This is a genomic window from Vibrio sp. NH-UV-68 (assembly GCF_042940635.1).
GTDB classification, from domain to species: Bacteria; Pseudomonadota; Gammaproteobacteria; order Enterobacterales; family Vibrionaceae; genus Vibrio; species Vibrio pacinii.
Genome location: NZ_CP134976.1, coordinates 792,028 through 808,427 on the forward strand (window position 1 = coordinate 792,028; position 16,400 = coordinate 808,427).

Sequence of the window (16,400 nt, forward strand, 5' to 3'; positions counted from 1 at the left end):
AGGTGATGATATCACCTCTAACTAAGTGACCAAATTCACTATGCCACTACAATGCCATGTATAGGTTGCCACCGATTATTAGCAAGTTGAGACATGAAGAGCCAAATATATCCATAGAGCTGGTCGTTACAAACGATGTGAGTGATTTAAAACGTAGAGATGCCGATATTGCCATTCGAAGTTTTCAACCTACCCAGCCGAGTCTCATTGCAAAGAAGCTAGGAGAAGAGCGAATTTATTTATATCGTACCAGAGAGTACCTCCAACCGTTCGTTAATGTACAGGCCATCGAAGACTACCAGGATCTGCAAATTATAGGTTTTGGAAACAACAGCAGAGTAATTGAACAGTTTGCAGAGCATGGTTGGGGGCTTGTTGAGGATAATTTCAAGCTTTCTACTGAGTTCCAACCTGCTCAACTCGAGTTATGCAAAAACCATTTAGGGTTGATGTATTTGCCTGAAGACATAGCGAAACAAGAGCCAAAACTCATGCGGGCTCCCGAGGACTTCTTTCCGAGGATGCAGATCCCACTCTGGATTGTATGTCATGAAGAACTTAGAACAAACTTGCGGGTTCGCCGGGTGTTTGAGCGATTAGCTGAAGAGCTACAATCCTCGATACTCCCTGATTGACTCATTGTTTCGCTGTAAGGGTTATTACAGTGAAGAAAGAAGAAACTCGTAATCAAAGGTTGTGCGTACCCATTGAATAATCCGCAGCAGGTCAAAAAATACTTTTGCTAGGTAAATGTGACTAAATTATTTCTGCCCGTTATTCGTTGACAAAATGATGAGCACTAGGAAGTCTTTATAACCAAAGGTGGTTAGTAGATGATAATATTTTAAAATCAATGGATTGTATAGGAAAAGTCCTAATTCAATTGAAACAGTCAAAAACGCCAAAACTAAATCCCAATAAAGTGATTGACAAGCTAAACGGTAAGTGTAACCCTGTGTTTATGAATATGAAGCCTAACTTCCAACGAATTATTATCATCATTTCTTAAGAAATGGTGGGATAGTTAGTGCAACTAAATTTTAAAACCCGCCTAAGAGGCGGGTTTTCTTGTACTTACCTCTTAGGATTTTAATTTAAGAGGTAAGTATGAGTTCAAAACATAAACAGGCATCTTCATCCTCAAGTTTTTCTTTTGTGGAGTCGGAACATGAAATACTTCAATTCTGGGAAACGCACAATGTATTCCAGACATCTCTAGAGCAGTCAAAAGATAAACCTAAGTTCGTTTTTTACGATGGTCCTCCCTTTGCAACCGGTTTACCCCATCACGGCCATTTGGTGGCTTCCACTATCAAAGACATCATCCCTCGCTATCAAACCATGCTTGGACATTACGTTGAAAGACGATTTGGCTGGGATTGTCATGGTCTTCCGATCGAGCATGAGATAGACAAATCATTGGGGATGTCTGCTAAAGAAGCGGTAGAGAGATTTGGTATCGCTAAATATAACGACGAATGCCGTGGCATCGTTCAGCGGTATACACAAGAGTGGGAGAAAACAATAACCCGTTTGGGCCGCTGGGTAGATTTCGATAACGACTATCGAACTCTGGAACCTTGGTATATGGAGTCCGTGTGGTGGGTGTTTAAGCAGCTGTGGGATAAAGGCCTGGTATATCAAGGGGAAAAAGTTGTTGCTTATTCCACGGAGCTCGAGACCGTTTTATCTAACTTTGAGGCAACATCGAACTACAAAGATGTTCAAGATCCCGCTATCTCGGTATTGTTTAAACTAGAAGACGAAGATTGCTATTTGGCAGCTTGGACAACGACACCTTGGACTCTACCTTCAAACCTTGCGCTCTGCGTAAATCCTGACTTTGATTACGTTAAGGTGCGCGACCAGTCTGCAGGAAAATCGTTTTGGATTGCTAAAGAGTTACTAGAGAACTTCTCAAAGGGACATTCGGTCGAAGTGCTGGCTACTTCTAAAGGCTCAGAGCTTGCGGGTAAATTCTATACGCCTATCTTTCCTTACTTTGTACAGTACAAAGCTAAAGGTGCGTTTAAAGTCCTCGCGGATACTTTTGTTTCGAAGGAAAGTGGTACGGGTATTGTCCATATGGCCCCTGCGTTTGGGGAGGAAGATCAACGAGTCTGCCGTGAAAACGGTGTTGAGGCGAGAGTGTGTCCACTGGATAGCAAAGGTCGCTTTACTGGTGAAGTGAGTGATTTTGCCGACGTTTATGTGAAAGATGCCGATAAATCGATAATCCAGGCGATTAAGGATCGAGGATTATTGTATCGGCATGACACGTTAATGCACAGTTACCCTTTTTGCCCTCGTTCTGATACGCCAATCATCTATCGAACGGTGCCTTCATGGTATATCGGTGTAACCCAGCTGAGAGACAAACTTGTTGAAAACAACAACCAGATCAAATGGGTGCCAGAGCATATCCAGCAGGGTCGAATGGGCAAATGGCTGGAAAATGCGATCGATTGGGCCGTTTCAAGAAATCGATACTGGGGGACGCCACTGCCTATCTGGATAAACGATGTGACAGATAAGACCTACTGTATAGGGTCTATCGAAGAACTGACTTCTTTAACTGGCACACAAATTGAAGACTTGCATCGGGATCATGTCGACCATTTGACTTTTACTTTAGCCGGAGAGGATGGTGTGTATCGCAGGATTCCGGAAGTCTTTGATTGCTGGTTTGAGTCAGGCTCAATGCCCTATGCGCAGGTTCATTATCCATTCGAGAACAAGCAAGAGTTTGAAGCAAGTTTTCCTGCATCGTTTATCGCCGAAGGGGTGGATCAGACTCGAGGATGGTTCTATACCTTACAAGTGTTGAGCGAGTGCCTGTTCGGTAAACCTGCTTTCACCAATGTCATTGTTAACGGCATTGTGATGGCAGAAGATGGTAAGAAAATGTCTAAGCGGCTAAAAAACTATACGGCTCCGGATATCCTGATGGAGCAGTATGGTGCCGATGCGCTGCGATTGTACCTGATCAATTCTGGTCTGGTAAAAGCCGAGGAACAGAAGTTTTCTGATAAAGGCGTGCAAGAAATGGTCAGGCAGGTGCTGCTGCCTTGGTATAACGGATTTAAGTTCTTTAAAACCTATGCTGATATCGACGGATGGAAAGTTGATGATTCAGCCCCGAGAAGCAACGTACTTGATCAGTGGATTGTTTCTCGTTTAGAAAGTCTGAAAGAAAAAGTGAACGCTGAAATGCAGGATTACCACTTGTATGAAGTGGTACCACCTTTGTTTGAGTTTTTGGAAGATTTAACCAACTGGTATATCCGTCTGAACCGTTCTCGTTACTGGCAACCCGAAATGAATGAGGACAAGGAGAGCGCTTACGCCACACTCTACTATTGTTTAAACACGTTTACGACGTTAATGGCGCCGTTTGCCCCTTTCTTATCCGAGTTCATTTATCAACAGCTCAAAGAGTATGACAAGAATGCAGAAAGACCATTATCGGTGCATTTGTGTCGTTATCCTCAAACAATCGGAGAACTCAAGTTGCCTGAGCTCGAGACAAGTGTTCAGAGTTTTCAACATTTGATCATCATGGGGCGTCAGATGAGAAACGATATCAAAGTTAAGCTCAAAACACCGTTGAGACAGGCAACGATACTCCACCGAGACAAGTCAGTGCTGGATGATATTCAACGCTTGTCTGATTACATCAAAGCGGAACTGAACTTCAAGTCCTTAAGATTTAGTACCGATGAAGGAAAATTTATCGACCTTTACGCGAAGGCAGACTTTCCAGCACTGGGGAAACGCCTGGGTAAGCAAATGAAACGCTATGCGAACTTGATTGCTAACCTTGCACCAGCTGATATTGACCAACTTCAGCAAACAGGGTTTGTGGACATTGATGGAGAACGCTTTTCCGAACATGACATTGTCATCTACAGAAAGGCGAAAGAGGGGGTAAATGCGATTTCTAACCGTTATATCTCTATGGAGTTTGAGCCTAACCTCACAGAAGAGTTGGTTGCAGAAGGGATGATTCGAGAGGTGGTAAGTCGTATACAGAAACTGAGAAAGTCCTCTGGTTTTGAAGTGACGGATAAAATCTCTGTGTCTGTGAATACTTCTGATTCAGTAAAACGATGGGTAGAAAAGCATCTTGATTATGTTCAAACAGAGACTTTAGCGACATCTGTTGATTTTGAGTTACCTGACAATATGGGGGAGCACCATAAGTTAGAAATGGGGGAACTAAATATTACCGTCAAAAAAATAAAAGTCGATTAACGTTTACTGCAACAGGACAATTGCGGCGTGGAAAACTACGCCGCCTTTTTGATAGTCAGTCATTTATGTTTATGAGCACGTGTAGAACGGTATTTGTCGGTATCTTTCTCTAGTCATCAAGAATTTACAAGGACAAAAGTAGAGCCCATTAAAGACCATTGCTTTTGAAATTAATCAGTCCCTGGGTGAAAATTCTCGTCGACAGCTCAATTATATCCGAACTCTTCAGCGATTGAGCTTCAGGGTTTGTCGGTAACCTATTCTCAATGAGTAGTACGCTTAACCCTTTGTAGTTGCGTAGTGAATTTGGCCACTACACATGAAGAACTTAGAACAAACTTGCGGGTTCGCCGGGTGTTTGAGCGATTAGCTGAAGAGCTACAATCCTTGATACTCCCTGATTGACTAATTGTTTCGTTTTTTAAACTCATATGGCTAGATAATCAAATGCTGTTGTGCAAGCTGATACTTTTTTTGGTATGTTTCGAGCAGGTTCTGCTGAGACTTACCAGCGTTTTCGTAAAAAAGACAGTTGTTTGAATTCAAGAACTCGTAGTGATTGGCTATTGAGTCCAAAACATGATCAATTCTTGCTAAGGTTTTTTTTGTACAACTTTTTCCATGCAAGTCGTCTTCTATATCTAGAACATGGGACCTGAATGATTCAGCTCTATATAGCTTCTTTAATGCGTTACTGCTTTTCAAAGCTTCAGACCATTTATTGACAATATTTTGAAAGTGTTGAATAACCTCAGGTGAGGCATTATTTGCATTCAACCATGAGATTTTTTTGTTAAAGACATCTATCGCTACAGATTTTAGGTCGGCAAACAAAGCTATTTTTTCATCTTCACTTAGATTATCTTTACCTAAGAGCCATCCAAAGAAAAATCGGGTTTCGAATCGTTCAACGCTATGAAAAATGGGGTCAGACGTACCATTACTATTTATATCGACTAGAGGGTCAAAAGGATACATATAACCAAAGTCGAATAGAAAAACTTTACCGTCTTTATTAATCAAAATGTTACCTTCGCAAAGGTCCCATTCCATTAGCCCGTATTGCTCACATAGCGATGTGGTTTCTAGTATTTGCTTGAAAATATCTTTGTTTAAATTTTCTAGCGGCTCTCCTTCGATCCACGGGGATAGTATTATACCCAATCGATAGTTAGCGTAAGTCGTATCTACAATGTTGGGTAAGACTTCACCATCATTGTGAGTGGATTTTAATTTGTAAAAATCAGCTCTACGTTGAACTTCATTCAAAAATGAGAATTTGCCATCCAAGTTAGAAACGAGTGCCGAAGCTCTCTTTTTCTTTAAAGTATATTTTTTACCATTAACGGTGAGTTGATAAACTTCAGCGGTCAGGCCTGAATCTATTGATTTTGTGACATAAGCTGAAGTTGCGGTAATGCTTGCTAAGACTGAAGGAGCTAGAGGACAGTTTTCAGGAGTTCCTACTTCGATGTTGGCCCCACTTTCTTCGAACTCCGTTTGTTGCTTTTGCCTAGTGTTCATGTAAATCTCCTGTTCCAAGACGGGGATGAAAAGTCATCCCCCAAAGTTTATGCAATTGTAAGAACTTCTTCAGTGGGTCTTCTGGTCTTCTTCTGCCAGTTACCCTCTGCAGCTTTGCCTACGGTAATTAAAATGGTTGGGATTAGTGAATCACTTAGATTGAATGAGCGCTTAACCATTTCAGGATCGAAGCCTCCGACACTACCCGTATCGTACCCCTTGGCTTCAGCTGCATAAATCAAACTCATTGCTAGTAGAGATGCAGAGCGGATCGCTTCGTCTCTACGGAGTGTTTCACTGTTTTCATGGCTTTGTGCAGCCATGCCAACCCATGCGTCTTTGATAGAGTCTGGTATGATTTCCTCATTGACATCACGTTGAAGAATTCTTTCTAAATTTTTATATCCTTCGCTATCACCACAAACGACATATGTTACTGCAGCATCTTTAGTCTGCGGTTGCCCATATGCTGCTTCACATAATTTCTCTTTAGCGGATTGAGAGTGTACGGCAAGGATATACCAATTTTGCAAGTTGAAAGCTGATGGGCTTTGAAATGCATAGTTGGCAATCTCTTTGACGTCTGAGTTCGATATCACAACATCTGGATCGTATATTCCGGTTGTTTTACGCTCAACAATCAATTCTAGTGCGTCTTTCATTTTCTTCACCTGTAAGTTAGTTGCTTTATTCCGCATCTAAAGCATATCAAATAGATTGTTCACTGTTAGTTAACTGTCAATTCATAAATGAATATAGATTTCTGTTATATAGTGTCTTGGTTTTAATTTTGAGAGGTAACATAAATGAAAGTTGAATTCTTCCATGACGTAGTGTGTGGCTGGTGTTATATACAATCTCCAATTCTAAGAGAGTTGAACCTAAAATATAATGTAGAAGTGGTTCATAGGAATTTTATCTTGCAAAAAAATGATCAAGAAATGATCGCAAGATGGGGTTCGTTAGAAGCTGCAAAAGAGCAAGTATTACAACATTGGGAATCCTGCATGGCATTTGAAGGAAAACCAGAAAGGTTTAATATTGATGGTATGCGTGGATCAAGTTTCAATTATCCCAATGGTATGTTGGCCGCGAAAGCGACTAAGACTGCTGAAATATTAGGTGGACAAACGGCCCATTGGGATATGTTCGATACTTTGCAAAAATTCCACCTCCAAGATTCTAAAAACGTAAGTGATATCAATGTTATAAAAGAAGCCATTAATAGCCAAAGCTATGACGAGAAAAATTTTATTGAGTTGATGAACTCTGAACAAGTAAATAACGAACTAAGTAAAGATGCTTTAATGGCATTTAATTACGGGGTGAAATCTATCCCGACATTGGTTGTAAATAATGAACATGTCATTCGATCGACGACTAAATTACCTGTATTAATGAAAATGTTATCTGACTTGGAGGTGCTATGAACTTCTACAGTTATATGGAACTTTTGGAGCGTATAGGTCTAGAGAATGATGGCTATGAAACTGTTAAAGAGAATAAATATCTTAACATAACTAAAGATACAGGAGTATTTCTCGATATGATGGTTTGTATTATTAAGCCTAGTAAAGTTTTAGAAATTGGTACATCTAATGGGTATTCTACATTATGGTTGGCCAAAAATTTACCTGAAAAAGGTAAGTTGATAACGATCGAAAAGCAGTCTAGCAAAGCCAAAGAGTCAATGTCTCATATAAGAAAAGTTGGATTTGAGAATAAAATAACTAGTGTTGTCGGTACTGTCCAAAACTATCTAGAGTCCAATAATGAATTGTTCGACATGATATTTTTGGACGCTAATAGATTGGAGTATCTAGATTACTACGATAGCTTGATAGCGAGTTTGAGGTGTGGTGGATTGTTGGTTTGTGACAATGCGATATCTCATGAGGAGGAGCTTAAGCCATTTACTTGCAGGGTGGAAGAAGATAAAAGGCTACTTTCTTTCACTCTAAATGTAGGTAAAGGAGAGTTCTTGGTATATAAGTATTAAATGACTTAGGGGGTGGGTATGGATAAAGTTAGAGCTCTTACTGTCTTTAGGCGCATAGTTGAACTTGGTAGCTTTCAAGCCGCTGCTACTGACTTAAAGCTTTCGAAAGCAGCAGTGACGAAAAATATGAATGAGTTAGAGGTATTTCTAGATACTCCACTGATAAATCGTACGACTAGAAAACTGTTTGTTACAGAGGCCGGCTTAGAGTATTACAAAGAGGTCTGTTTGGCTTTAGACACTATCTCAAATGCTGAACAGTCGCTTTTTTTTAATCGAGATCACATTGTAGGAAAGTTAAAAATCGGCGCTCCTTTATCTTTAAGTTTAGTCCTGTTGAATGAACTTATATGTGAGTTCTCTGAGCTTTATCCATCGGTGGCGATCGAGGTTATCATGGATGACCAACAGCAAGACCTAATCGCTCAAGGAGCAGATGTTGCAATTAGAGGTAGTGGGACACTAACTGACTCTACACTTAGATCAAGAAAGCTATTGAAGTTGAAGCGTGTTTTATGTGCCTCCCCTAAGTATATTCAAAGTCATGCACCGATATTGAGCCCATTGGATGTCAAGAGCCACCAATGCCTAATATATAGCTTGGCTACGGTTAACAAATGGAAGTTTATTCGGGGCGATGAGACGGAAGAAGTTGAGCTGGAAAGTTCACACTATATGGTTAACAACAGTTTAGCTTTAGTGAAAGCTTGCCAGCTCGGTAAAGGTGTTATTCTAACTCCAGAGCTCTATGTTCGGTCAATGTTAAAAGATGGTCAATTAATAGAGATACTTCCTGATTGGTCCCCTGAAGAACATTATCTATATGCTGTCTATCCGAGTAGTAGAGCAAAATCAAAATTAGTTCGCAGTTTTATTGATTTTCTTGTTGAGCGTTTATCTTGATTTTGTTTTTACCTGATGAGACTAGTCCATAAAGTGATACTAAGACCAACAATATACCAAAGCCTTGAACTAAACTCATAGACTGGTCTAGCGCCAACCAACCGAGAATTATTGCCGTAATTGGACTCAAAAAACCTAATGGAGTGACAATTCCTAAGGGTAGTTTTTTTATTCCATTAAACCACAATGAATAAGAAATAATTGCCCCAAATACTACTAAATATCCATATCCATATATGTTTTTTAGTTCAATGCTGTCTGGGTATATATCAAAGAATGGAGAAACTAAAAGTAGAACAATACCCCCAAACGTCAACTGATAGCCTGTAAATGCATAAATGTTAATTTGAGTTGACCACTCTCTTGAGAAAAATGTACCAAATGACATAGATAATGCACCTGTAAAGGCTGCTAAAACACCTATGGTGTTTAGTTGCGTTTGAGGTGTTAAGAAAATACAGCACATACCTATAAAAGCAGTTATGAGCATGAGTTTTTTTCTGCTCTCGAGAGTCTCGCCTTTAAATATAAATGCTAGAAAGATTATTATTGCAGGTTGTAGAGACGTAATTAGGGATGCGACACCTCCTGGCAGAGTGTAAGCTGAAATAAAAAGCATGCTCTGGAATAGAGCTATATTCAATACTGATAGTATGAATAGTCTTTTTAACGTTACTGTATCGACTTTTTCTCGAAAGAAAATAAGTAGTACTAACCCAGCAGGTAAACACCTAATAGCCGATGCTAAAAAGGGTTGGTTTGGTGGGAGGAACTCGGTAGTTAAATAGTAAGTAGTGCCCCAAATAACTGGAGCTAAAGCGGTTATAAATATTAATGAAAACATAGGTAGCCTCTAAAAGTAAAAATTCACCAAGTTATTATTGATTGCTGTCTATCTATTTCAATATAAAAAAAGTGAATTGATAGTTTACTAAATTGTCATTATTTTTTTTGAAATGATGAGCTAGGATTGAAATGTAAATAAATTTGGAGGCTGATTATGCTATTTAAAAAAATCATTGTTTCATTGTCATTAGTTATTTTTTCGACTAGTTCGCTAGCGAGCTCGCCCGAAACAAAAGGTATGCTGGAACTATCTTTTAGTGATGGGAGACCGTCTGTTCAAGGAGTAAAGAGTGTCAATAGTTACTTAGAGCGCGTTGGTGTCAAAGTTACACAAGTGAGTATTCCCAAAAAAGTACAACCAATTATTGAAAAGTCTAAGGGAAAGGCACTCAATTCAGATGAAAAGAAGCTTCTAATTCAAGAGTTTTCATTGAATCGAGCTCAATTACTTGAACAAATTGAATTGGCCGGCAGGAAACCAGCTGTTGAACGAGGTGGGTACTTGTCTACCTCAGAGCCAGATGTAGCCCCTTACCCAAAAGTCTACGACATGATGTCCATGTCAGAAGACATTAAGCACTATCTCCAGCATAAATTTGGAAAGCTTCATGTAAATAGTTCAGAGAAAGGTGAGGGTATTGATGAGGTTATGACAATTATTTCAGGAGGACATTGGACTTGGTTTTTTGTACTTGATGATGGGGTTGTTGGTAAGCTAACCCTTGGCTACGTCGATTTGGATAGCAAAGCTTGGCGAATTTCTTACCCTGGACTTGTATCACATGGTGGCTTTTTCGATGCTGATTATGGCCTAGTAGTGGCTCATGCGCATGGTCCAGAGCAGTTTATCATGCGATATGAAGAACCGAGCATCAGTTGGCCGGGAACGCTAAATGGAAACCCTTGGATCGATTTTACAAGTGATGTTCCTGTGCTGCTAAATAAAACCTTAAAATTTTAGATTTCTTATTTGAATCAAAAAGTATATTAGGAGGTAGTATGTTTACCGTTGTCTATGAGTTCGTGATCGACGAAGGTACGGATAAAAAATTCAGGGAAGCTTGGATTGAGCATACAGAGTATGTGTACCAAACGAGGGGAAGCCTTGGTTCAAGGCTACATACAACTGGAGTGGAAAATACGTACGTAGCTTACGCTCAATGGCCTGATAGAGATCGTTGGGCTGAGACTACAGAGTTATTTCGTGACTTACAGCCAAGTACATTGCTAGAAATGAAAAAATACCTAATCAGTTCTTCAGTGTTAAGAGAGCTAACAGTATGTGATGATATATTAAAGTAGATGATATAAATTTCTTTCTGTTATGTTTTTTAAATATAGAGAGTTCGAGGTTTAGGAATTCTCTATATTTATTGAATTGTGAATATGTCAAAGTGGGTTTAACTCAATATTATAAAGTATTATTACTCGAAGACTTAATTCATTGAACGTTATGTTTAAATTCGGTTGTGGCTGATTTTTATCCTCATCGAAATAGAACTATATAAGCGAATGTAGAAATAGCTCTTGGGATGTTAGAAAGACTGTATCTCCTTTTTGTTCGTAAGCAGTACTGAGCTTAGTTGACTCGAATTTTGGGGAATATTTTTTAGAGGCGTGAAGGAGCACACTTTGCAATATAGGGAATAATATGAATAAGCAGACTTTACCAAAGGTATTGCTCAGCCTTTTTGATACTGCAGGCGAAGGGCTTTGGTTTATGAGTGATGACAATGTGGTTCAGTTTTACAACCACTCATTCTACCAGCAGTTTCCACTATTAATGGAAGATTCAACGTTAGATGATTGGTTAGGGCTGGTTCACCCTGAAGATAGGGAAAGGTTAAAGCAAGAAGTGGACAGTCATCAACAAGATCTGTCGTTTGCACGAGTGACCACGCGGTATCGAGTTAAGAATATATCTGGACGTTACCTATGGGTTGAAGCGACTGGTGTGAGAGTAAGATACCAAGATGGACTTGCCATGGTGGGGTCACATAAAAATGTATCTGAAGAGGTATTGCTGAACCAGTATCTGACTCATATGGCTACTCACGACAGTGAAACCGGATTGTTTAACCGGCACAAGTTCCTAGAAAAATTCCCAAGTCTGAATGAAAAAAGTTGGATCCTAGTATGTTGTCTAGCTCAACTGCAACAGCTTCAAAGGCAAGTTGGATATGAAGCAATTGAACACCTTTCCTCGGCACTTGTATCAACATTAGATGACGTTCTGCAAATGAAGTACGGTTTGTATCGAATTAGTGCGGATGTGTTTGTTGTCACGATGGAGCAAGAAATTAACTCAGAGGAGTCTCTTCAGCTGTTGAACAAAATTGAATCGGTATTTCATCAAGTTCGCAAGAGCGACTCGATACTTACAAGTAGATTGGGTCTTGGTGCGATCCCAGTTTGTGCTCTAAGCGTTACAGCTCCTTTGCAGCATATATTCGACTTGTCTGAGTATTCCCGAGCTATCAGTTCGCCTATTACCTACACTGGAGAGTCGCAGCGCAGTATTGATAGATATTTTGCAATTCATGACGCTTTAGAATCAGCTGTTAAAATGCGCCAAATTACTATAGTACTACAACCTATTGTTGAAGCATCGACTGGTAAGCTGATAAGTTTTGAGGCGTTAGCTCGGTGGGAGCACCCTGAGTTGGGCTCGATTTCACCCGCAGAATTTATTCCCATCGCCGAGCGGTTAGGGCATATACATGCATTAGGTTTGTTAGTTCTAGAGCACGCTTGCCAATACTTGGTGATGTTCGATACTAAGCACCATGTGAGACCTTTGGTTAATGTAAATGTGTCGGCGCATCAATTGCTTAGTACTAGCTTTGTCGAGGATGTCTGTGAGGTTGTTGATCGCTTTGGTATTGATTCAACTCGTATTGTGCTCGAAGTTACCGAGTCCTACCTACTTGATGAAAATCCGATGATCACAAAAACTCTCGATGTACTTCACACTCATGGTTTTAAACTCTCACTCGATGATTTCGGCGCAGGAATGAGCGCGATTACTAGTTTATTCAGACTTCCGCTGTATCAAGTCAAACTAGATAAAATATTAATTAACGAAGCGATGAGGCGTGAAGCATGTTTAAAACTCATTGCCCATTTGTACGAGTTTGGGAATACATACAACATAACGCTTGTCGCAGAGGGAATAGAGACGTCGGAAATGTTTAAGACACTAACAGAGGTTGGCGTATCGTATCTTCAGGGGTATTTCTTGCATAGGCCTTGCTCACCGCAAGCATGGCTAGAGATGAATGCCTTAGAGTGACGAGAGCAGGTGGGTGTGTAGGGTCACGTTTAAAGTGAGCTGCCTTTCTATTTCAGCCTGTGCAAGAGATTACACCATTTGTGTTTCAGTGTAGTGCAATTTTCCACAATGCATTCTCCGCTTAGTTAACTGTAAGCGAAAAGGGGTTGGTTTTTAGTAACAGGTTCTTGGGGAGTATGTTGAATTTACTACACTCCTATTTCTATAACTAGATAGTAAATAGTCAATTTACTGTTTTTAAGTTAATGTTATATTTATTTGTGGCTATATTGAAGATATGTTTACTTTTCTTGCTATATATTGTCATCTATGAAGTTGTTTAATCGTGTTTTGTGTTCGATGTGACTGTATTTTATATTGACGTTGTTTATATAAGCTGAGCTAAAGTTAATGTTACACTATATGATTAATAGGCTTCTGTATGAAAATAAAAAGTAAAGTGGTTTATATAAGTACATTATCATTGATATTAGTCTCTGCTATTATAATGGTGATCGAGTTTTATCTTTCCGAAGATAATTTGGATAAATTTGTTGATAGCTATAGAGATGAGCTTATAGAAATAAGAAAGAAAGAGCTAGTAGATATCTTGGATGTTGCTATATCTTCTATAGAAAATGAAGGTGACATTAACACAGTGAGAAAATATCTTGAATCAATAAAATATGAAGGTGACAATTACTTCTTTGGGGTAGATACGACTGGAGTCAGTGTTTTTAACGGCAACAACAAGGAACTAGTTGGTAATAATATTATAGATTTTAAAGATGTAAAAGGTAATTTTGTAGTTAAAGATATAATAGATTCAACTTTGTATGGAGATGGTTTTAGCTATTTCTACTGGCATAAACCTGGTCATGATCAAGAATTCGAGAAAATAGCATTTTCTAGATATGTGGAAAAATTCGATTGGATTGTTAGCACAGGTGTATATGTCGACGATATAGACGAGGCAGTGCTGAGATATTCATCTATGCGTCGAGAAGAACTAATCTATAAAACAAAGTTTTCAATTGCTTTGACGATGATATGTGCGGTTATTGTCGCTATTACCATTTCCTTAATTATGTCAAGAACTCTCAAGTCTCTGATTGATCTAAGGGATAATTTTTCATCGCTGGCATCTGATAATCCTGACTTAGGGTATAGGATTGATATTAAGAGTAACGATGAAGTAGGTAGTATTGCTGAATCTTTTAATTTATTTATAAGCAATATTTCATTAATGATATATAACCTTAATAAGTTCTCAACTGGCCTAAGTAACAAGGTTGATCATTACAAAGCGCAGATAGAGAATATTGAGGTTTTGATTGATGGTTATATACTTGAAAGCGACAAAATTAAAGTACACATAGAAGATATAACTATATCTTCAAAAGAGGTTTCGGAGAATATGAGTGGCACTTCTGATTTAATTTCAATAGCTGATCATCAAGGGGAGGAAGCGTCTAAATTGATCCATGTTTCTGCTAGGAGTATTACTGAGCTAATCCATGAAGTAGAAACATCAATGAGTATATCTGAAAAGATAAAAAGCGAATCTGAAAATGTTGTCAATATATTGTATGTAATTAATGAGATAGCAGATCAAACCAACTTATTAGCACTTAATGCCGCTATTGAAGCGGCTAGAGCAGGAGAGCATGGGCGTGGTTTTTCTGTTGTTGCTGGCGAAGTAAGAGATTTAGCTACCCGAACTAAGGCTAGTACCATAGAAATCGAACATGCTATGCAGTCTCTAATTGATGGTAATCGTAAAATGTATCAATCCATGAAGACTACAAACGACAAAAGTAAAAACAGTGTCGAGAATGCGGAAAATGTTCAAAATAGTCTATTAAATATTGTTGAACTTGTAGCTAAGATAAAGGCAGCAAGCAGCAAAACAGCCCTAGCTAGTCAAAGACAGGAAGTATTGGCATTTGATATTGAAGAGCAGGTCAATGGCATAGAGAATATGTTAATAAAAGTTAAGGAATCAAGCTCGGAACTAACCAATGAAACTTGTAAATTGACGAAAATGAATGGAGAGCTAAAGAGCATGATATCTAAGTTTGGAAATGGATGTTGATTCGGTTGTGAGTGTGTAATTTATTCTCATATATTCATGTCTTTCGTAAGGAGCTAATTGTTATTGAAATGCTTCTCATGGCTGCGTGTTGTCACTAGCCTTATTGGTTCGGTTATTAAAACCGTTACTAGTCACTATTACTAAGGTTTTTTTGCAATGATAATCAAGGGCAAACTTTTTTTCTTTTGTGGAAAGATGGGAGCGGGTAAATCAACTCGATCTAAAGCTGTTGCAACTGAACACAATGCTGTGCTCATTTCTGAAGACGACTGGTTGTCTGCTCATTATCCCTCCCAAATTAACAATTTTGACGACTACTTAAAGTACTCAAGTCTAATTAAGCCTTTCGTTAAAAACCATGTTAAAAGTCTCCTAAATGCCGGAATTGATGTCGTCATGGACTTTCCAGCTAATACCGCTAAGCAAAGAGCTTGGTTTGTATCAATTTGTTTTGAAGTAAACTGCAAACATGAACTGTTTTTTTTGGACTTAACAGATGAACAATGTTTGGCTCAGATAGCTAAACGTCGGATTGAACAACCAGAAAGAGCTTTGTTTGACACAGAGGCTGTGTTTCATCATGTGACCCAGTATTTTGAAGCTCCAACAACGAGTGAAAATCTCAATCTAATACGCATGGAAGGATATGCATAACAAAGTGATTATGGCAGCGTCCGTAACGCTTGGTGTTCTTAGTTTTAACCGGCTTCAATGCCTATGTCACAAAGACCTAGTGTTTGTGGTCGCGTTGTTAACAACTTTGCGAGTGATATGTTTTATTACAAGTGAAATGGTTTAGCAGATGGAAATAGTAAAAGCGAAAATTCAACATATAGACCTCATTTCCCCTCTTTTCGACTCATATCGAGTATTTTACGGTCAGAGTAGTGATCTTGGTGTAGCGCGTGAATTTATAGAGTCACGTCTCATCAACAATGAATCAGTTATCTTTCTAGCACTTGATGAACACGGAAATGGTTTAGGTTTTACACAATTGTATCCAAGTTTTTCTTCTGTTTTGGCGGATAAGATTCTGGTTCTTAACGACTTATTCATTGTAGAGAAGGCAAGAAGGCAAGGAGTTGCAAGGAAACTAATGAATGCAGCAAAAGATTTGGCGCTAAAAGACAATGTTAAAGGACTCGCTTTAGAGACAGCGGAGAGTAATGTCAATGCCCAAAAATTATACGAATCGTTAGGTTATAGAAGACAATCAGGAACGTATCATTATTCCTTAAAGCTGCACACGCAATAAATAATGAGTACCTCCTCCCCCCCAAGAAAATTTACTAAGTTATGTTATTTGTGTGATTTATAGAGATACTTTTAATTTTCTTAGTTGAAGCTAGTGCTGACCCAGTAGATCAATATGTGTAAATGCCGGGTTACATGTAAGAAATAGGTCGATATTATAACATAGTGATAAAGCAAATTAGAGTGTGCCTTCGGGCATCTGACTGACCAACAAAGAGACTCCTTATTGTGAACACCCTTGCTCAGTTTAATGC

At 39.0% G+C, this 16,400-nt stretch carries 14 protein-coding genes; 11 read left to right on the forward strand and 3 right to left on the reverse strand.

Features of this window, described 5'->3' with window-relative positions:
• Window positions 1-86: 86 nt before the first annotated feature.
• Together ViNHUV68_RS17935 and ileS are read left to right on the forward strand one after the other, a co-directional pair.
• A complete protein-coding gene (locus ViNHUV68_RS17935) occupies window positions 87-635 on the forward strand; it encodes a LysR substrate-binding domain-containing protein (RefSeq protein WP_391090424.1) in 549 nt (182 codons plus the stop codon).
• Between the two features lie 472 nt (window positions 636-1,107).
• Window positions 1,108-4,254: an isoleucine--tRNA ligase gene (gene ileS / locus ViNHUV68_RS17940; protein ID WP_391090426.1), complete on the forward strand. Its 3,147-nt coding sequence runs from the start codon at window positions 1,108-1,110 to the stop codon at window positions 4,252-4,254.
• A 435-nt stretch (window positions 4,255-4,689) separates the two neighbouring features.
• On the opposite strand, the gene ViNHUV68_RS17945 is transcribed toward ileS, so the two are convergent.
• Window positions 4,690-5,778 (reverse strand): phosphotransferase, encoded by a 1,089-nt coding sequence (locus ViNHUV68_RS17945; RefSeq protein WP_391090428.1) that lies wholly within the window; start codon window positions 5,776-5,778, stop codon window positions 4,690-4,692.
• Between the two features lie 47 nt (window positions 5,779-5,825).
• Window positions 5,826-6,440 (reverse strand): nitroreductase family protein, encoded by a 615-nt coding sequence (locus ViNHUV68_RS17950; RefSeq protein WP_391090430.1) that lies wholly within the window; start codon window positions 6,438-6,440, stop codon window positions 5,826-5,828.
• A 144-nt stretch (window positions 6,441-6,584) separates the two neighbouring features.
• Between ViNHUV68_RS17950 and ViNHUV68_RS17955 the strand changes: the two genes are divergently transcribed.
• Genes ViNHUV68_RS17955 through ViNHUV68_RS17965 form a run of 3 tightly spaced genes read left to right on the forward strand, consistent with a single transcriptional unit; the run spans window position 6,585 to window position 8,680 of the window.
• A complete protein-coding gene (locus tag ViNHUV68_RS17955) occupies window positions 6,585-7,208 on the forward strand; it encodes a DsbA family protein (protein WP_391090432.1) in 624 nt (207 codons plus the stop codon).
• Window positions 7,205-7,777 (forward strand): class I SAM-dependent methyltransferase, encoded by a 573-nt coding sequence (locus tag ViNHUV68_RS17960; RefSeq protein WP_391090433.1) that lies wholly within the window; start codon window positions 7,205-7,207, stop codon window positions 7,775-7,777. The genes ViNHUV68_RS17955 and ViNHUV68_RS17960 overlap by 4 nt, the downstream gene beginning before the upstream one ends.
• 18 nt (window positions 7,778-7,795) lie before the next feature.
• The gene (locus tag ViNHUV68_RS17965; protein ID WP_391090435.1) at window positions 7,796-8,680 is read left to right on the forward strand and encodes a LysR substrate-binding domain-containing protein; all 885 of its coding nucleotides are present in this window, start codon (window positions 7,796-7,798) and stop codon (window positions 8,678-8,680) included.
• Here the strand turns inward: ViNHUV68_RS17965 and ViNHUV68_RS17970 are convergent.
• A complete protein-coding gene (locus ViNHUV68_RS17970) occupies window positions 8,649-9,524 on the reverse strand; it encodes an EamA family transporter (protein ID WP_391090437.1) in 876 nt (291 codons plus the stop codon). The two genes, ViNHUV68_RS17965 and ViNHUV68_RS17970, sit on opposite strands and share 32 nt — an antisense overlap.
• 156 nt (window positions 9,525-9,680) lie before the next feature.
• Between ViNHUV68_RS17970 and ViNHUV68_RS17975 the strand changes: the two genes are divergently transcribed.
• The 6 genes from ViNHUV68_RS17975 to ViNHUV68_RS18000 all read left to right on the forward strand — a co-directional run bounded on the left by ViNHUV68_RS17975 (window position 9,681) and on the right by ViNHUV68_RS18000 (window position 16,147).
• Complete coding sequence (locus ViNHUV68_RS17975) at window positions 9,681-10,487, forward strand: hypothetical protein (protein ID WP_391090439.1); 807 nt, start codon at window positions 9,681-9,683, stop codon at window positions 10,485-10,487.
• A 38-nt stretch (window positions 10,488-10,525) separates the two neighbouring features.
• Entirely contained in the window at window positions 10,526-10,828 is a 303-nt protein-coding gene (locus ViNHUV68_RS17980) for an antibiotic biosynthesis monooxygenase (RefSeq protein WP_391090441.1), read from the forward strand.
• A 349-nt stretch (window positions 10,829-11,177) separates the two neighbouring features.
• Window positions 11,178-12,818 (forward strand): EAL domain-containing protein, encoded by a 1,641-nt coding sequence (locus tag ViNHUV68_RS17985; RefSeq protein WP_391090443.1) that lies wholly within the window; start codon window positions 11,178-11,180, stop codon window positions 12,816-12,818.
• Window positions 12,819-13,239: 421 nt separating this feature from the next.
• Entirely contained in the window at window positions 13,240-14,892 is a 1,653-nt protein-coding gene (locus ViNHUV68_RS17990; RefSeq protein ID WP_391090445.1) for a methyl-accepting chemotaxis protein, read from the forward strand.
• Between the two features lie 156 nt (window positions 14,893-15,048).
• Entirely contained in the window at window positions 15,049-15,546 is a 498-nt protein-coding gene (locus ViNHUV68_RS17995) for an AAA family ATPase (protein WP_391090447.1), read from the forward strand.
• A 148-nt stretch (window positions 15,547-15,694) separates the two neighbouring features.
• On the forward strand, window positions 15,695-16,147 hold the full coding sequence (locus ViNHUV68_RS18000) for a GNAT family N-acetyltransferase (RefSeq protein ID WP_391090449.1): 453 nt from the start codon (window positions 15,695-15,697) through the stop codon (window positions 16,145-16,147).
• The last annotated feature ends 253 nt before the right edge of the window (window positions 16,148-16,400 follow it).

What these genes read in the sequence shown, in the direction of transcription:
- ViNHUV68_RS17950 (WP_391090430.1), bottom strand. Translation starts at nt 6,440, where the DNA reads ATGAAAGACGCACTAGAATTGATTGTTGAGCGTAAAACAACCGGAATA.
- ViNHUV68_RS18000 (WP_391090449.1), top strand. Translation starts at nt 15,695, where the DNA reads ATGGAAATAGTAAAAGCGAAAATTCAACATATAGACCTCATTTCCCCT.
- ViNHUV68_RS17990 (WP_391090445.1), top strand. Translation starts at nt 13,240, where the DNA reads ATGAAAATAAAAAGTAAAGTGGTTTATATAAGTACATTATCATTGATA.
- ViNHUV68_RS17970 (WP_391090437.1), bottom strand. Translation starts at nt 9,524, where the DNA reads ATGTTTTCATTAATATTTATAACCGCTTTAGCTCCAGTTATTTGGGGC.
- ViNHUV68_RS17975 (WP_391090439.1), top strand. Translation starts at nt 9,681, where the DNA reads ATGCTATTTAAAAAAATCATTGTTTCATTGTCATTAGTTATTTTTTCG.
- ViNHUV68_RS17945 (WP_391090428.1), bottom strand. Translation starts at nt 5,778, where the DNA reads ATGAACACTAGGCAAAAGCAACAAACGGAGTTCGAAGAAAGTGGGGCC.
- ViNHUV68_RS17955 (WP_391090432.1), top strand. Translation starts at nt 6,585, where the DNA reads ATGAAAGTTGAATTCTTCCATGACGTAGTGTGTGGCTGGTGTTATATA.
- ViNHUV68_RS17960 (WP_391090433.1), top strand. Translation starts at nt 7,205, where the DNA reads ATGAACTTCTACAGTTATATGGAACTTTTGGAGCGTATAGGTCTAGAG.
- ileS (WP_391090426.1), top strand. Translation starts at nt 1,108, where the DNA reads ATGAGTTCAAAACATAAACAGGCATCTTCATCCTCAAGTTTTTCTTTT.
- ViNHUV68_RS17995 (WP_391090447.1), top strand. Translation starts at nt 15,049, where the DNA reads ATGATAATCAAGGGCAAACTTTTTTTCTTTTGTGGAAAGATGGGAGCG.
- ViNHUV68_RS17980 (WP_391090441.1), top strand. Translation starts at nt 10,526, where the DNA reads ATGTTTACCGTTGTCTATGAGTTCGTGATCGACGAAGGTACGGATAAA.
- ViNHUV68_RS17965 (WP_391090435.1), top strand. Translation starts at nt 7,796, where the DNA reads ATGGATAAAGTTAGAGCTCTTACTGTCTTTAGGCGCATAGTTGAACTT.
- ViNHUV68_RS17985 (WP_391090443.1), top strand. Translation starts at nt 11,178, where the DNA reads ATGAATAAGCAGACTTTACCAAAGGTATTGCTCAGCCTTTTTGATACT.